Raw genomic sequence first — 15376 nt, 5'->3', positions numbered from 1 at the left:
TCTCATGGCATCCTCGTCAGGCGGGCGATGCCTTCGCCGCGGGCATGGCCGATGGTGGTGACGATCGCGGAAGCGGCCGCGGCGGGCGCGACGGCGTCCTCGCCTTCGACGAAGGGGCTCATCGGCGCGTCGGCGTCGAGCGCCAGGCAGGCGAGCGCCAGCGCGGTGGGGAACTGGGCTTCGACGGAATGGCCGAACAGGGCGGAAAGGGTTCGCTGCGGCGCCTCCGGGAAGCGCGCGCTCAGGAACGCGCGTTCGCGGGCGCTGAGATCGGGAAAGCCGGTCGCGCCGGAGAAGACGATGGTCTCGGCGCCGGCCTCGGGCGCGCCGGCGTCGTCGGCCAGGCGTCCGAGCCGCTGTTCCAGCCGGCCCTGGTCGCGCGGGCCACGATCGGCGACAACCGCGTCGAGCCGGGCATAGACATGGGCGCCGCGGGCGGTGGCGTGGTCGAGCGATTCGAGCACCAGGAACGCGCCCGACGTGCCCAGATTGACGCCATTGGCCGATCCGTCGCTGTTCCAGAACGGCTGGCCGGAGCTCTTGCCCAGGCCCTGCAGCGCCTCGATCAGCACCAGGATGTCGAGCCGCTCGGCGATGAAGGCGCCGCCGACGAGGCAATGGGTGGACTGGCCGGCGGCGATGCGCGCATGCGCCGTCTCGACGGCCGAAATGCCCGCGCCTTCCTCGCCCATCAGCGTGCGCGACGATCCGGTGACCTTGTGGACGATGGAGATGTTGCCGGCGAGCAGGTTGGACAGTTGCGCCAGGAACAGGGTGGGGCGCAGTTCGGTGGTCAGCTTCTCGTTGAGAAGCTGTTCGCGGTCGTTGCGCTTGCGGCTTTCCTCGATGATCAGCGTGTCGACCGCGATGTCGCGCTCGCCGCCGCCGGCGGCGACGATCATGTCCATCGAGGCGCAGGCGTCGAGATCCTGCTTGAGCCCGGCGTCGTCGAGCGCCAGTCCCGCGGCGTAGACGCCGAGCCTCTGCCAGTTCTCCATCTGCCGCTGGTCGCCGCGGCGCGGAATCTGCGCCGACCAGTCGATCTCGGGCAGCGGGTGAACGGTGTAGGGCGCGAAGCTCTCGCTGTCGGTGCGCGGCGCGGGGGTTGCGCCGGTCATCAGCGCGTCGGAATGGGCCTGGCGGCCGACCCCGAGGGAGGTCACCAGTCCCACGCCCGTCACCACCACCTGATGGCGTCTGTCTGTCATAGAAGGTCTCCTGTGGCTTTCGCCATGGCGGTCAAAAGGCCCACTTCGTCCGCCCGCTTGCGCACGATCGCGGCCAGCGGCACCTGGTCGAAGGGAAGCGTCCTGAGCTTGAGCTGGCAGTCGGCCACCTTCTTGCCGCCGCTCGTGATCCTGGCCTTGGTCACCGCGTAGCCGGAGCCTTCATGCTCGAGCGTGGCGGTGATCTCAAGGGCCGATCCGGGGGTGACGAAATCGCGCATCTTGGCGCCGTCCACCGTCATCAGGAACGGCATCGCCGCAAAATCGGTCCTGGCCAGCACCAGGAAGCCGCTGGCCTGGGCCATGGTCTCGATCAGCAGGACCCCGGGAACCAGCGGCATCCCGGGAAAATGGCCCTCGAACACGGGGCTCGCGTCGGGGACCGTGGAGCTTGCGACCAGAGTGCCCTGCTCGAGGTCAAGCGCCTCGATCCGGTCAATCATCTGGAAGTATTCAAGCTGCATGGAAAAGCCCCGCCGCGCCGGGCCTCAGCCCTTTGCAGCTCTCAGCTCGTCGATCTTGGCGCAGAGGTTTCCAAGAACGAAGTACTCCTCGGTGGAAGCCTTGCCGTCGTTGACTTCCTGGGTCCACTGCTCGAGCGGGATCTTGATGCCGAATTCCTTGTCGACCGCGAACACAATATCGAGGAAATCGAGGCTGTCGATGCCCAGATCGTCAATGGTGTGGCTCTCGGGTGTGATGGAATCGCGGTCGATCTCGCTTGTCTCGGCGATGATGTCGGCGACCTTGTCGAATGTTGCGGTCACGCTCATGTCCTCATTGGATAGGTGTTTGGGCGAACCTATAGAAAAATCCGGCGCAAAAGCCAATGGCTTGTTTGCCCGCCGCAGGTCGGCCGCCCCAGGTCGACTCATCCAATAAAGCCGGCGCGATCAGACCGCAAGGGAGTGACGGGCGGCGCCGGTGCCAAAATATCCGTCGAACGCCGAGGCCACGGAGCGCACGAAGGGCTTGCCTTTCGCGGTGATCTGGAAAAGGCCGCCGGTGAACTCGATCATGCCTTCGCTGTCGCAGCCCGCCAGGTATTCGGCCTCGTCGAGGATGCTTTCCGCCTCGCCGCCGAATTCGTGACGGATTGTGGCGAAGGAAAAGGCGAAATCGCACATCAGCAACTCGATGATGCGGGCGCGGATGCGGTCTTCGGTCGACAGTTCGAAGCCGCGGACCACGGGCAGCTTGCCGAGGTTGACCTGGCGCTGGTATTCGCCGGTGGAGGGCTGGTTCTGGACATAGCCCTGCGGCATCTGGCCGATCGAGGAGGCTCCCATGCCGATCAGCGCGTCGGCGGTGTCGCTGGTGTAGCCCTGGAAGTTGCGGCGCATGTTGCCCGACGCCGCGGCGACCGCCAGGCTGTCGCCGGGCAGGGCGAAATGGTCGATGCCGATGGCCGTGTAGCCGGCATGGGTCAGGGTCGAGGCGGCGCGGTTCATCTGGGCGAAGCGCTCGGTGACGTCGGGCAGCACCGACTCGTCGATCATTTTCTGGTGGGTCTTCATCCACGGCACATGGGCGTAGCCGAACAGGGCGATCCGGTCCGGGTTCAGGGTCAGCACCTGCTCGATCGTGCGGTCCACGGACTTGCGGGTCTGGTGCGGCAGGCCGTAGAGCACGTCGCAATTGACCGAGCGGACGCCGCGGGCGCGGACCTGTTCGACCACTTCGCGGGTCTGTTCGAAGGTCTGCAGGCGGTTGATGGCCTTCTGCACCGTCTCATCGAAGTCCTGCACGCCGATGGAGGCGCGGGTCATGCCGATGGCCGCAAGCGCGTCATATTTTTCCGGCGTGAGGTCGTTGGGGTCCATCTCGACGCTGATCTCGGCATCGGCGTCGAAATGGAACCGGGCGCGCAACGCCTTGTCGAGCGCGATCATGTCTTCGGCGTGCAGCATCGTCGGCGAGCCTCCGCCCAGATGCAGCGCGGTGACCCGGCAGGCCGGGTCGATCAGGCTGGCGATCGTCGCCATCTCGTTTTCAAGCGCGGCGATGTAGGTCTTCAGCGGCTCGTATTTCAGCGTCTGCTTGGTGTTGCAGCCGCAGAACCAGCACAGCCGGTCGCAATAGGGAATATGGATATAGAGCGAGAGCGTCTGGTCCGGCTTCAACTGGCGCAGCCAGCGGGCATACACCTCGCCGTCGATGCCGGCATGGAAATGCGGCGCCGTCGGATAGCTGGTGTAGCGCGGCGCCGGGCCGGCGTGCTTGCGCAGAAACTCTTTTTGCATGTACCAAACTCCCATGTCCGTCGTGGTACATTGCCGCTTCGCCAAGCTTGCGCCTTGACTTTGATCAAACCCCGCTGTTCTTTGTCGCCGAACATCCACGCGCACCGGCGGAGCGGCCGTGCGCTGTGGCGCGCGGACAGGCTTGCCGCTGCGGGATCGAGGACGTGATGGACGCGCACCGCAAAGATATCCACAATTCCGACATTCCAGCCCTCTGCCGCGCCTGCGAAGCACGCCATCGCGGCGTCTGCGGCGCGCTGTCGGCCGCCCAACTGGTCAGCCTGAACAAGCAATCGACCCGCAAGCATGTCGAATCAGGGTCGGAACTGATCGGCGAAAGCCAGGTCGCCAACAGCTACGCCAACATCATCTCGGGCGTGGTGAAGATGACCAAGATGATGGCCGACGGAAGGCAGCAGATCGTCGGGCTGCAATTCGCGCCGGACTTCCTCGGCCGCCCGTTCCGCGCCGACAGCGGCATTACCGCCGACGCCGCCACGGACGTCAACATCTGCAGCTTTCCCAAGACCGTGATCGACCGGATGATCAAGGATACGCCGGAGCTCGAGCACAAGCTGCTCGAGCAGACGCTGAAAGAGCTCGACGAGGCGCGCGACTGGATGCTCACGCTCGGGCGCAAGACGGCCTCGGAGAAGGTGGCGAGCTTCCTCTACCTGATCGCCACCCACATCAATCCCGAATCGGATGCGGACGTGGCGAATTTCGAACTGCCGCTGACCCGGTCCGACATCGCCGATTTCCTCGGCCTGACCATCGAGACCGTGAGCCGGCAGATGACCAAGCTGCGCAAGGACGGCGTCATCCTGATCCGCAACAACCGGCATCTGGAAGTTCCCGATCTGGCCAAGCTCGCCGAGCGGGCGTCGCAGTAGGCGCCGCCGACGGGTCCTCTCGGTACGCTCCCGGCCGCGGCGGCGCTATCCCACGTCCTGATGGTCATGGTCACATTCCCGTGAACGGGCGGATGCCCGCAACCCGGCACGGCGCCAATCGTTGAAGCGGCAGGGTCGATCGGATACAAGCCTTGGGCATCCGGTGGCGGCGCGGAGCTGGTATTGCCGGGCTTTTTCATGTTGATTGAGCCCGAAAGTCCACAGGCTGCGGCTCAGGACAAGAAAATCTGCTTGCGGAGAATGTGCGGTCGTTATTAATGGAGCAACTCCCGAAAGGGACCGAACATGAGGTTGGAGTTTAGATGCTGTCTGGACTGATCCAACAGTTTGAACGCCTGGCGAATGACCTTCTTGCTGCCGCCCAGCAGGAGGATGAAGCTGAAATTGAAAGAATTGACGCAAGGATACAGGCCCTGATCGAGCGCCTGGCGCGGTTGCGCGCGCGCAGCCGCAGCGACATCTCCGCGCAGATCGGTTTTTTCCGGCGGCTGGCCCTGCGCAACTGCGAGGACGGCAGCAGCGTCGGCCGCTATACGCAGACGATGATGTCGCTGTTCGACCGCTACATGGACATGAATGCGGGGATCAGGCCGCCCGCCGCCGGACTGCTGCACCAGCCGGTGGCCGACGGCTACGATCCCTCCGTGCAGGAACTGGCGCTCGACTGCCTGCAGGAGCGGGTGGCGATCATCGGGCTCGACTACCGCTACATCTACTGCAACAAGCGCAACGCCGATTTTCACCACAAGCGGCCCTCGGACTTCATCGGCCGGCCGCTGTTCGAGATGATCGACATGGAGCGGTTCCAGACCCGGGCAAAGCCGCGGCTCGACCAGTGCTTCGCCGGCGCCTATATCTCCTACAATTACGAGGTTCCCGATGCCTGCGGCCGGATGTTCGAGGTCAATTGCCGGATGACGCCCTTGCCCGGCCATGACGGCAGCATCATCGGCGCGGTGCTGGTTCTGTCCATGCAGTCGATGTTCGCCCGCGCCGGCTGAGCCGGCGACGCGCAGGCCGCCGGATCGCCGGCGCCGGCTTCGGGCGTATGCCTTTTCCTCCACGCAGGTCTTCCCCGTCCAGCTCATTCCCCCGGGGCTCTGTTCGTCGCGGACAGCACTGCCTCCCGGACAGCCGGGCCCGCGCGGCGGCGCGGGTGCGCGGGGGGTGCGCCGCCATGACACGGCGGGACCCGATTTTCATCTATTGACGTTTACGTGAACGTCAATATTGTCGAAAATGGAAAGCTGATCCTGTCTAATTCCGGCTCGACTTCGCTGCCGTCATTTGCCATGACAGGATGAAACGGCCGCAAGGCCAGTCGGTGCGCGCCCCGGCCGGGTAGGAGAGATCCGGGCTTTCGGGGAGCGCATCAAGGTCCGGCGGAGGAGCGGGCTGGCGCGCCAGCCCAGTTTCGGCGCCGGTCTGATCAAGAGATGGGGATGTCCGATGACTGATGTAGCTGAGCTTGCCGAACGCGAAAGCATGGAATTCGATGTCGTGATCGTCGGCGCCGGGCCGGCGGGGCTTTCGGCGGCCATACGGCTCAAACAGATCAACCCGGATCTGACCGTCGTGGTGCTGGAGAAGGGCGGCGAAGTCGGCGCGCATATTCTCTCGGGCGCCGTGGTCGATCCGATCGGCATCGACAAGCTCATTCCCGACTGGCGCAACGATCCCGACCATCCGTTCAAGACGCCGGTCACCGCCGACCAGTTCCTGGTGCTGGGGCCCGCAGGCTCCGTGCGGCTGCCCAATTTCCTGATGCCGCCGCTGATGGGCAACCACGGCAATTACATCGTCTCGCTGTCCAACGTGGCCAAATGGCTCGCCGCCCGCGCCGAGGCACTGGGCGTGGAAATCTATCCCGGCTTCGCCGCCACCGAGATCCTCACCAATGACGAAGGCGCGGTGATCGGCGTCGCCACCGGCGACATGGGCATCGAGCGCAACGGCGAGCCCGGTCCCAATTTTGCCCGCGGCATGGCGCTGCTCGGCAAATACGTTCTCATCGGCGAGGGCGTACGCGGCTCGCTCGCCAAGCAGCTCATTTCCCGCTTCAAGCTCGACCAGGACCGCGAGCCGCAGAAATTCGGCATCGGCCTCAAGGAGCTGTGGCAGGTCAAGCCCGAGCATCACCGCCCGGGCCTGGTGCAGCACTCCTTCGGCTGGCCGCTCGGCACCAAGACCGGCGGCGGCTCGTTCCTCTATCACCTCGAGGACAACCAGGTGGCCGTCGGCTTCGTCGTCCACCTCAACTACAAGAACCCCTATGTCTCGCCGTTCGAGGAGTTTCAGCGCTTCAAGACCCATGCGGCGATCGCGCCGGTGTTCGAGGGCGGCAAGCGGATCGGCTACGGCGCGCGCGCCATTTCCGAAGGCGGCTGGCAGTCGGTCCCCAACCTCGCCTTCCCGGGCGGCGCGCTGATCGGCTGCTCCGCCGGCTTCGTCAACGTCGCCCGCATCAAGGGCTCGCACAACGCGATGCTGTCGGGAATCATGGCGGCCGAGCATGTGGCGGACGCCATCGCCGAGGGCAGGGTGCAGGACACGCTCGCAAGCTACGAGGCTGCCTGGCGCAGCTCCGAGATCGGCGTGGACCTGAAGAAAGTCCGCAACGTCAAGCCGCTGTGGTCGAAGCTCGGCACCATCGGCGGCGTGGCGCTGGGCGGGCTCGACATGTGGTTCAACTCGCTGTTCGGGATCTCGCCCTTCGGCACCCTGAAGCACGGCAAGACTGACGCCGCCTCGCTCGAGCCCGCTTCGCAGCACAAGAAGATCGACTATCCCAGGCCCGACGGCGTGCTCACCTTCGACCGCCTGTCCTCGGTGTTTTTGTCCAACACCAACCACGAGGAAGACCAGCCGGTGCACCTCAAGGTCAAGGACATGGCGCTGCAGAAGGCTTCCGAGCACGACGTCTATGCCGGCCCGTCGCAACGCTACTGCCCGGCCGGCGTCTACGAATGGGTGGAAACCGACGGCGTCCCCACCTTCGTCATCAACGCGCAGAACTGCGTGCACTGCAAGACCTGCGACATCAAGGACCCCAACCAGAACATCACCTGGGTCCCGCCCCAGGGCGGCGAGGGGCCGGTGTATACGAATATGTGAGGTGGGGGCAGGGCGCGCGGATGCGCCGTGCCTGACGTCGGACCTGTTGGAGCGGGCTTGAGAGAGCGCAAGGGGCGATGGCGCGCTGGTCTTCTTCGCGCCCTCTCGGGATCTTCGGCGTTCATGGCCGATTGTCACTCGCGGACCTGAGCGGCTGCTTGCGCGCACGCTCTGACTGCGGCGCTGTTTCCTGAACGCGGCAGGGGTGAGCCACATCCGATCTTGATGGGCACAACCGAGCAACTTAGACCCCTTTTGCCAGATCCGTGAGTTATGCGGCACTCTTCCATTTCAGCGGGGTGACGTAAACAATGCTATCGCCGACACTGACCATCACATCGCCGTCCTGGATATTGACCTGAAGCTTCATCACGCGGCTTGCCAGTCTTGCCATCTGCCCCGTGTCTTTCTCGGAAAAACTCGTCACCTGGAGATTGTCGAAGCGGGCGGTGCTGCTTTTCATCTTGTCCCACCACATCTCGGCCGTCCTGCCGCCGTAGGGATAGACGATCACCTTTTTGGCCTTGCCGCAGGATTGGCGCATGACCTTTTCGCTGGGACACCCGAGGGCCACCCACATATCAAGCTCGCCGGTCAGGCTCTTCTGCCAGATGTCCGGCTCGTCATCGGTTGAAAGCCCCTTGGTCATTTCCAGATGCTCATGGGCATTGAGCGCAAAGGCCAGAATGCGCACCATCAGCCGTTCATCCGTCTCGGAAGGGTGCTTGGCAACGGTCAGTTTATGGGTTTCGTAATAGTGACGATCCATGTCGGAGACTGAAAGTTCGACCTTATAGATGGTGGCATTTTGCGCCATGAGATGTCCTAAAAATTCAAAGATCAGGATGCTTACTGCGTCCGGTGCCATTGTGAAAGCAGATAAAAAGGCCGCTGATAAGGGGGCGAACAGGTGTCAGCAAGGTGTGCGGCCGGACTTCGCAGGATGGGTGGTCCTTGCCAGGCCGACGCCTTGGCGTAACGCGCAAACCCGTCATCGGCTGAAAGCAGTGGGTGTATTTGGGATTTCAGAGGCGTTAGAATGCCGCGCCACGCGCGCTGAGTGCGGGGTGCGTGATATGGTCTTTTTTCAATAGGACAAAGGCGAACATGGAACCTCTGGCGCTCAGCAAGGCCTTCACGCTGCTCGAATCGGGTCCGGTCGTTCTGGTCACGACCCATGACGGCCGCAAGCCGAATATCATGACGATCACCTGGACCATGGTGCGGGGGTTTTCGGCGGAGTTCGCGATGACGACCGGGCCGTGGAACCACTCCTATCGCGCGCTTCGGGACTCCAGGGAATGCGTGCTTGCCATCCCTACGGTTGACCTGATCGACACAGCCGTCGGCATCGGCACCTGTTCCGGAGCGGATACCGACAAGTTCGAGAAATTTCGCCTCACCCCGCTGCCCGCCCAATTTGTCGAGGCCCCGCTGATTGGTGAATGTCTCGCCAATATCGAATGCAGGGTCGTCGACATCATCGAGCGATACAACATTGTGCTGCTCGAAGGCGTGGCAGCTTATGTCGATAGCACTCGAACGGAGAAGAGAATGCTCCATGCGGTTGGCGATGGCTCCTTCATCGTCGATGGAGCCAGGATCGACCGACGGGAGATGATGCGTTCAAAACTGCCGAGCGGTGTCTAGGCACCGCATGCCGCCCCGCACGATGGCAGCGCCGCGCTGTCGAAGTCGGCCCGTTGCCGACCTTCATGTCGTCTGCAGCGAAAGGCAGCAGGGAGCCCGCTCTGCGCGACGCTGCAGGGCAAGCGAAGGTCGGCTATGTCATTCGTCTGGCCAGCACACCCATCAGCAGCAGCGCAATCACAAGGAAGGTTGCCCCCACCATCCACGCGATGGGCGTTGTGTAGGCTTCGGCAACAGCGCCAACCAGGACCAGGCCAAGTGCAGCTCCCAATTGCTGTACGAGTGAGCGCAGTGAGAGCATTGTAGACCGCTGTCGATCTTCAATACAGGAATGCAGAATGCTGCTGGCAGGCGTTTCACTCGCGCCCAGGATCACCGAATAGAGGATGAAGACTGCAGCAAAGCCAATGATATTTTCCTGGAACGCCAACGCGATCTGAGCGGCTGCAAGACAGGCAAAAATCACTGACAGCGTGATGGCGTGACGGCGCCTGAAAATCCGGCTCATGGGTGAAGACAGGGACGCTCCAAAGGCGATCGAGAAGAAGTAGGTCGCCGTCAGTGCGCCCACCACGGAATTCGCGTAGCCATCGTCCAGCATCGGCTTTGCGTGGGTTGGCCAGATCACTTCGACCGGGTTTGTGGCCATCAGGAACAGGGCAAGCGCCACGAGAAGGATCGAGAGTGTGGGATGTCTCAAGGCAAGCAGACCCGCATCCTTGATCACATGTGGAACGCCTGCGAACCCCCGAACGAGCGCCTTGGGGTTCAGCGGACGCCGCTTTTCCGAGATGGCAAACACGGTGTAGGCGAACACCGCCAGCATCAAGACAAAACTTGCCGCGTAGGAGACGTCGTAGATGCTGAACCCCAGTCGAAGCGCGACTGAGCGGAAGGCATCGGGCAACAGACCTCCAAGAATGGCACCCGAAGCCAATCCCATTGCATTGGCAAACTGGGCTTTTGCCAGGGCAGGTTGCACATCGACGTTCGGAGCCATGGCTCTGAAATTCTCGACAAACCACGCATCCAGAGTGCCCGACCGCAGCGCCCGTCCAAAGCCGATGAAGGCAAACGACAGGGCCAGAATGGAGAAGTCATGTGACGACAGGAAGAGAGCCAGGGAGATCAGGCTCGCGACGACCGCAGACAGGAAGACGGGCTTGCGTCCAATGGTGTCCGCCAGCCCGCCAAAGGGCAATTCCATGGCCATGGTCGTGAGCGAGTAGACGCCAAAAAGAACCGAAATTTGGAACAGGTCCATGCCCCGGTCGTTCAGGGCCAATGCAACAACGGCCACTGTCAGACCCATCGCGAAGCGATCCAGAAACTGGTGTACCTGAAATACCCGAATGTGCCGCTGAGCGGGCCGCGTGAGCAATCGAAATGAGAAGTCGAGGTCGGTTGCCATGTCCGCAGCATCGTCTGCACCGGCACCGGATACAAGCGTTTCGCTGATCCGCAGCGGCGAACTCACACTCTGTCCGCACAGCCGACCTTGGCGGGCAACGCAGCGAAAGCCCGCTTCCCGCGCGTCAGCCGGTCACGGTAAATCCGGCCGCTCGGCCCGCACCGCGGACCAGCACCTTATCTGGCATGGCCTTGAGCAAAGGCGGATGCTCCCGCCTTTCCCGTCTCCTATTGAAACGCCGTCTCGAAGAAACTCCTGAGTTTCCGCGAATGCAGCCTCTCGGGCGGCATGGCGGCGAGTTTCTGCATCGCCATCAGGCCGATCTTGAGGTGCTGGTTGACCTGTTTCTTGTAGAAGGCCGAGGCCATGCCGGGGAGCTTCAATTCGCCGTGCAGCGGCTTGTCGGAGACGCAGAGCAGGGTGCCGTAGGGCACGCGGAAGCGGAAGCCGTTGGCGGCGATGGTGGCCGATTCCATGTCGAGGGCGATCGCGCGCGACTGCGACAGGCGCTGCACCGGGCCGCGCTGGTCGCGCAGCTCCCAGTTGCGGTTGTCGATGGTGGCGACGGTGCCGGTGCGCATGATGCGCTTCAAGTCATAGCCCTCGAGCCCGGTGACTTCGGCCACCGCCTCCTGGATCGCCACCTGCACCTCGGCCAGCGCCGGGATCGGCACCCAGGCCGGCAGGTCGTCGTCGAGCACATGGTCCTCGCGCACATAGGCATGGGCCAGCACGTAGTCGCCCAGCGCCTGGCTGTTCCTCAGGCCCGCGCAGTGGCCCAGCATCAGCCAGGCGTGCGGGCGGAGGACGGCGATGTGGTCGGTGATGGTCTTGGCGTTGGAGGGGCCGACGCCGATATTGACCATGGTGATGCCGCCATGGTCCTTGCGCTTGAGGTGATAGGCGGGCATCTGCGGCAACCGCGGTGGGGCGACGCCCTCGGTGGGGCTGCCGTGGCCGGCCGGCGTGATCAGGTTGCCGGGCTCGATGAAGCACTCGTAGTCGCTGCCGCCTTCGCTCATCAGCGAGCGGGCGTGCTCGCAGAACTCGTCGATGTAGAACTGGTAGTTGGTGAACAGCACGAAGTTCTGGAAATGGTCCGGCGCGGTGGCGGTGTAGTGCGACAGGCGCGCCAGGGAATAGTCGATGCGCTGCGCCTTGAAGGGCGCGAGCGGCAGCAGCTCGCCGGGGCCGGGCTCGTAGAGCCCGTTGACGATCTCGTCGTCGGTGGTGGCGAGATCGGGCGTGTCGAACAGGTCGCGCAGCGGCATGTCGAGCTTCTCGGCGACGCCGGCCTCGACATAGGCGCCCTCGCCAAAGGCGAAATGCAGCGGGATCGGCGTGTCGGATTCGGAAATCGTCAGCGGCGTGCCGTGGTTGCGCAGCAGCAGTTCGAACTGGGTGATCAGGTAGGTGCGAAACAGCGCGGGCCGCGTGATGGTGGCGGCGTAGCGCCCGGGCGAGACCACATGGCCGAAGGACAGCCGCGAATCGATCATGCCGAAGGAGGTGGTCTCGAGGCTCACCTGCGGATAATAGGCGCGGTAGCGGCCCGCCGGCCGGTCCGTGGCAAGGCCCTGGAAGGCCTCGCACAGAAAACGCGTGTTGCGGTCGTAGATGGCTTCGAGCGCCGCCACCGCGCTCGCCGCATCGGTGAATTCACGCGGTTCGACCGGATCGGGAGAAATGAAGCCGTTGGCTGTGTGGGAAGAGATTCGCTGGTCCATGAACCACTATAGACGACAAACCTTGACAAGGAAAAGACGCGAGCCCCCGAAAGGACTTTCAAGGGGAAGCGGGCAAGCGGAGCCGCGCCGGGGGAAGCCGCGGCTCAGTGGCCGCGCTGCAGGCTGACCAGAAGGACGAAGCCCGCGCCGGTCATGCCGGGACCCTTGTCGCCGGCATTGGCATAGGCGAAGGCGCCGACCGGGCCGACCATGAAGGCGGTGAAGGCGGCGATCCGCAGGACGGTGGCGAGCGAGTGGCGGTTCTTGTGGCTCATGACATCAATCCTTCGATTTTGGTGTCAGCGCTGGACGCTGCAGGCAAGGGCGGGATGAAACACGCAGGCGTCGGCCGCGCCGGCGCGCCAGCCGCGGTGGCCGCCCTTGGCGACGGCGGCGGCCATCAGCAGGGCGAAGATCACGAAGATCAGGCAGATGATGGTGAAGCGGCGGGCGAGGGTGCTCATGCGTCTGGTTCCCTGGTTGTGAGGGGAACATTGCCATGGGCCGGCTGAACGGGTGCTGAGAGGGCCGTTCATCCGCCGTTCAAGAAGATGAAGGGGAGGCGCGCGGGGAGACCTCTGCGCCGGCCGGTGCGGCGGATGGCCCGGCGTCCGGTTTCCGCGGCGCCGCGGGTCCCGGGGACCCTCCGGACACAAAAAACCCGCGCCGGAAGGCCGGCGCGGGCTTGGTCATGCGAAAGGCGCTGAAGCCTACATCTTGGCCCAGTTTTCCGAGCGGCACAGGATGCCCATGACGCAGCCCTTCATCTTCAGGGTGCTGCCGGAGACGGAAGCCGAGCCCGAATAGGTCTTGTCCTTGGCCGGATCGGTGATGGTGCCCGAATATTTTCCGTTGCTGCCGGTCATCTTGCCGATGCGCTTGCCGGCATGCTTGCCGGTCTTGAGCTGGACGCAGTAGTCGCCGCCGCAGGCCGAGATCGCCGCGGTCTCGCCGCTCTTGGTCTTCCAGTTGCCTTCGATCGGGTCTGCGAGCGCGGGCGCGCTCATGGCGGCAATCAGCGCGCCGGTTGCAATCAGTTTGCGGATCATGGTGTTCCTCCCAAGGATGAGCGCTTCCTCAAGCGCATTTCTTACTTAACTTACGTCTACGTAAAGGTAAACCGGATTTTCTCAGCGCAACCGGCGTTTTTGTGACGGTCCGGAGGCAGGCGGAGGACGGCCGGCGTGCCCCTTGCGGCGCCCATGATAGCGGATCGGCGGACACCGCGATCTATCCTTGGTTAGCCGTTCGTAACTTTTTTGAGGTTCGCGAAAACCGCGATTTCCGCAGCATCGTCGGGTTTGCAACGGGTCCGATGTTTAACGGAATCGCAAATTTACCAAGCGTTGGGACTTTGTTCGCTCCCAGTTAAGCATGCAATTTAACTCGCTTTTTAATCGAAAGCGGGACACTCGGGTCAACAACAGAGCGACGGGACGAACCGGACGCAGCAGGCATGAAACGGCTTCTCAAGAGCTGACAGGGACACACCGAACCAATCGAACCACAGGGACTGGGACAATGGCACGCTACGAAATTCACGATCACGATCAGGCCACCCTCGGCGGCGAAGCCAAGGCCGACGTATTTTGCGAAATGGGACTGATGTATGCGACCGGACGCGAATGCGAGGTCGATTACGTCGCCGCCCACAAATGGCTCAACATCGCCGCCATCAAGGGCTCGGACCGCGCCGCCACGCTGCGCGCCGAACTCGCCGAAAGCATGACCAAGGCCGATCTCGCCGCTGCCCTGCGCGCCGCCCGCGAATGGATGACCATGCATTGAGGCCGACCGCTTCGGTCCGGCCTGCGGCGACCGGCGGTTCAGTCCGGCGCCTCCCGCAGATCTGCCTCGAGGGGAACGGGGCGGGGTTCAGCTCCGGACGACACGGAGAGGCCCCTCACAAGGCCGCGATCAGCCGGACACCGGCGGTCGCGGCCTTTTGCGTTCATCCGCTTGCGTTTCCGGTCCCGACCGCAGGTTCTTGACCCCGGCGTCCGGCTCAGTCGAGCTCCGCCATGACCTCGACCAGCGCCTGCTCGAAGATGTCGATCTCGGCCTCCGGCCCGGTGGAGATGCGGATGCAGCGGTTGAGGGGGGCCGCGCCCGGCATGCGGATGAACACGCCGCGGCTGACCAGCCCGTCGAGGATCGCCTTGGCGCGTACGCCGTCGCCGCCGCAGTCGATGGTAACGAAATTGGTGGCCGAGGCGATCGGCTTCAGGCCCAGGCCGCGGGCGATGTCGGTGATCTGGTCGCGCGAGGCCACCACCTGGGCCACCACATGGCCGAGCCAGGACTGGTCATCGAGCGCCGCCAGCGCCGCCGCCTGGCCCAGCCGGTTGACGCCGAAATGGTTGCGCACCCGGTCGAACATCGCCACCGTCTCGCGCGCGCCGAAGACATAGCCGATGCGCTGTCCGGCCAGCCCGTAGGCCTTGGAAAAGGTGCGGAACCTCAACACATTGGGCCTGTCGGCCAGGGCCGGCACCGCGGGCAGCGCCGAGGCCGGCGCGGTCTCGCCATAGGCCTCGTCGAGCACCAGCAGGGTGGTCTCGGGCAGCGCCTCGGCGAAGGCGGTGACGGCCGCGGCGGAATGCCAGGTGCCCATCGGGTTGTCGGGATTGGCGAGATAGACCAGCGCCGCGTCCTCGCGCCGGACCGCGTCCAACAGTCCGGCCAGATCCTCGTGGTCGTCGCGGTAGGGCACGGTCACCAGCCTGCCGCCGAAGCCCGCGACATGGAAATTGAAGGTCGGGTAGGCGCCGAGCGAGGTCACCACCGGCGTGTCCTTCTCGACGATCAGCCGCACGATCAGCCCCAAGAGCCCGTCGATGCCTTCGCCGACCACGATCCGGTCGGCCGTGAGCCCGAGATGGATCCCCAGCCGCTGCCGCAGGTCGTGGATTTCCGGATCGGCGTAGCGCCAGCACCATTCGGCCTCGCGCTCGATCGCCGCGATCACCGACGGCGCCGGCCCGAACCCGCTCTCATTGGCCCCCAGCCGCGCAATGAACCGCGCGCCCCGCGCCCGCTCCTGGGTTTCCGGCCCGACAAACGGCACGGTCGGCGGCAGCGATCGGGCGAG

16 protein-coding genes are annotated in these 15376 nt (G+C 64.2%); 5 read left to right on the top strand and 11 right to left on the bottom strand.

Annotation, left to right across the window (positions count from 1 at the left end; genetic code table 11):
* Nucleotides 1-2: 2 nt before the first annotated feature.
* From LL06_RS05120 to hemN, 4 genes are all read right to left on the bottom strand, one after another.
* A complete protein-coding gene (locus LL06_RS05120) occupies nt 3-1208 on the bottom strand; it encodes a beta-ketoacyl-ACP synthase (protein WP_035523149.1) in 1206 nt (401 codons plus the stop codon).
* Nucleotides 1205-1690: a 3-hydroxyacyl-ACP dehydratase FabZ family protein gene (locus LL06_RS05115; protein WP_035523146.1), complete on the bottom strand. Its 486-nt coding sequence runs from the start codon at nt 1688-1690 to the stop codon at nt 1205-1207. Before LL06_RS05115 ends, LL06_RS05120 begins: the two co-directional genes overlap by 4 nt.
* Before the next feature lie 24 nt (nt 1691-1714).
* Nucleotides 1715-1999, bottom strand: a complete 285-nt coding sequence (locus tag LL06_RS05110) for an acyl carrier protein (RefSeq protein ID WP_152599498.1) — start codon at nt 1997-1999, stop codon at nt 1715-1717.
* 120 nt (nt 2000-2119) lie between these two features.
* Nucleotides 2120-3469 carry an oxygen-independent coproporphyrinogen III oxidase gene (gene hemN / locus LL06_RS05105; protein ID WP_035523143.1) on the bottom strand — a complete coding sequence of 450 codons (1350 nt, stop codon included), beginning with the start codon at nt 3467-3469 and terminating at the stop codon, nt 2120-2122.
* 167 nt (nt 3470-3636) lie between these two features.
* Here hemN and LL06_RS05100 point away from each other — a divergent pair, with 167 nt between their 5' ends.
* The 3 genes from LL06_RS05100 to LL06_RS05090 all read left to right on the top strand — a co-directional run bounded on the left by LL06_RS05100 (nt 3637) and on the right by LL06_RS05090 (nt 7497).
* Nucleotides 3637-4362, top strand: a complete 726-nt coding sequence (locus LL06_RS05100; protein WP_035523140.1) for a Crp/Fnr family transcriptional regulator — start codon at nt 3637-3639, stop codon at nt 4360-4362.
* Nucleotides 4363-4685: 323 nt separating this feature from the next.
* Nucleotides 4686-5384 (top strand): PAS domain-containing protein, encoded by a 699-nt coding sequence (locus tag LL06_RS26295; RefSeq protein ID WP_052161228.1) that lies wholly within the window; start codon nt 4686-4688, stop codon nt 5382-5384.
* A 448-nt stretch (nt 5385-5832) separates the two neighbouring features.
* Complete coding sequence (locus LL06_RS05090) at nt 5833-7497, top strand: electron transfer flavoprotein-ubiquinone oxidoreductase (protein ID WP_035523137.1); 1665 nt, start codon at nt 5833-5835, stop codon at nt 7495-7497.
* Nucleotides 7498-7768: 271 nt separating this feature from the next.
* Here the strand turns inward: LL06_RS05090 and LL06_RS05085 are convergent, their stop codons facing one another.
* The gene (locus LL06_RS05085) at nt 7769-8314 is read right to left on the bottom strand and encodes a YaeQ family protein (RefSeq protein WP_035523134.1); all 546 of its coding nucleotides are present in this window, start codon (nt 8312-8314) and stop codon (nt 7769-7771) included.
* 290 nt (nt 8315-8604) lie between these two features.
* On the opposite strand from LL06_RS05085, the gene LL06_RS05080 reads away from it, so the two are divergent.
* Entirely contained in the window at nt 8605-9147 is a 543-nt protein-coding gene (locus tag LL06_RS05080) for a flavin reductase family protein (protein WP_035523132.1), read from the top strand.
* 133 nt (nt 9148-9280) lie between these two features.
* On the opposite strand, the gene LL06_RS05075 is transcribed toward LL06_RS05080, so the two are convergent.
* The 5 genes from LL06_RS05075 to LL06_RS05065 all read right to left on the bottom strand — a co-directional run bounded on the left by LL06_RS05075 (nt 9281) and on the right by LL06_RS05065 (nt 13334).
* Nucleotides 9281-10624 (bottom strand): MFS transporter, encoded by a 1344-nt coding sequence (locus LL06_RS05075; protein ID WP_201772313.1) that lies wholly within the window; start codon nt 10622-10624, stop codon nt 9281-9283.
* 161 nt (nt 10625-10785) lie between these two features.
* The gene (locus LL06_RS05070) at nt 10786-12285 is read right to left on the bottom strand and encodes an AMP nucleosidase (protein WP_035523129.1); all 1500 of its coding nucleotides are present in this window, start codon (nt 12283-12285) and stop codon (nt 10786-10788) included.
* Nucleotides 12286-12389: 104 nt separating this feature from the next.
* Nucleotides 12390-12560 (bottom strand): hypothetical protein, encoded by a 171-nt coding sequence (locus LL06_RS27905; protein WP_162473524.1) that lies wholly within the window; start codon nt 12558-12560, stop codon nt 12390-12392.
* 24 nt (nt 12561-12584) lie between these two features.
* Entirely contained in the window at nt 12585-12749 is a 165-nt protein-coding gene (locus LL06_RS27950; RefSeq protein WP_162835372.1) for a hypothetical protein, read from the bottom strand.
* 246 nt (nt 12750-12995) lie between these two features.
* Entirely contained in the window at nt 12996-13334 is a 339-nt protein-coding gene (locus tag LL06_RS05065) for a DUF2147 domain-containing protein (RefSeq protein WP_035523126.1), read from the bottom strand.
* A 472-nt stretch (nt 13335-13806) separates the two neighbouring features.
* Between LL06_RS05065 and LL06_RS05060 the strand changes: the two genes are divergently transcribed.
* The gene (locus LL06_RS05060; RefSeq protein WP_035523123.1) at nt 13807-14073 is read left to right on the top strand and encodes a sel1 repeat family protein; all 267 of its coding nucleotides are present in this window, start codon (nt 13807-13809) and stop codon (nt 14071-14073) included.
* 217 nt (nt 14074-14290) lie between these two features.
* Here the strand turns inward: LL06_RS05060 and LL06_RS05055 are convergent.
* The coding region (locus LL06_RS05055; RefSeq protein ID WP_035523121.1) for a pyridoxal phosphate-dependent aminotransferase at nt 14291-15376 on the bottom strand (1086 nt) is incomplete at its 5' end.

Source organism: Hoeflea sp. BAL378 (assembly GCF_000759435.1).
Classification (GTDB): domain Bacteria; phylum Pseudomonadota; class Alphaproteobacteria; order Rhizobiales; family Rhizobiaceae; genus Hoeflea.
This window is presented reverse-complemented; position numbering and strand designations above follow the sequence as displayed.

Coding starts and splice junctions, on each gene's coding strand:
- LL06_RS05090 (WP_035523137.1), top strand. CDS start 5,833: ATGACTGATGTAGCTGAGCTTGCCGAACGCGAAAGCATGGAATTCGAT.
- LL06_RS05080 (WP_035523132.1), top strand. CDS start 8,605: ATGGAACCTCTGGCGCTCAGCAAGGCCTTCACGCTGCTCGAATCGGGT.
- LL06_RS05100 (WP_035523140.1), top strand. CDS start 3,637: ATGGACGCGCACCGCAAAGATATCCACAATTCCGACATTCCAGCCCTC.
- LL06_RS05085 (WP_035523134.1), bottom strand. CDS start 8,314: ATGGCGCAAAATGCCACCATCTATAAGGTCGAACTTTCAGTCTCCGAC.
- hemN (WP_035523143.1), bottom strand. CDS start 3,469: ATGCAAAAAGAGTTTCTGCGCAAGCACGCCGGCCCGGCGCCGCGCTAC.
- LL06_RS26295 (WP_052161228.1), top strand. CDS start 4,686: ATGCTGTCTGGACTGATCCAACAGTTTGAACGCCTGGCGAATGACCTT.
- LL06_RS27950 (WP_162835372.1), bottom strand. CDS start 12,749: ATGAGCACCCTCGCCCGCCGCTTCACCATCATCTGCCTGATCTTCGTG.
- LL06_RS05120 (WP_035523149.1), bottom strand. CDS start 1,208: ATGACAGACAGACGCCATCAGGTGGTGGTGACGGGCGTGGGACTGGTG.
- LL06_RS27905 (WP_162473524.1), bottom strand. CDS start 12,560: ATGAGCCACAAGAACCGCCACTCGCTCGCCACCGTCCTGCGGATCGCC.
- LL06_RS05115 (WP_035523146.1), bottom strand. CDS start 1,690: ATGCAGCTTGAATACTTCCAGATGATTGACCGGATCGAGGCGCTTGAC.
- LL06_RS05110 (WP_152599498.1), bottom strand. CDS start 1,999: ATGAGCGTGACCGCAACATTCGACAAGGTCGCCGACATCATCGCCGAG.
- LL06_RS05060 (WP_035523123.1), top strand. CDS start 13,807: ATGGCACGCTACGAAATTCACGATCACGATCAGGCCACCCTCGGCGGC.
- LL06_RS05070 (WP_035523129.1), bottom strand. CDS start 12,285: ATGGACCAGCGAATCTCTTCCCACACAGCCAACGGCTTCATTTCTCCC.
- LL06_RS05065 (WP_035523126.1), bottom strand. CDS start 13,334: ATGATCCGCAAACTGATTGCAACCGGCGCGCTGATTGCCGCCATGAGC.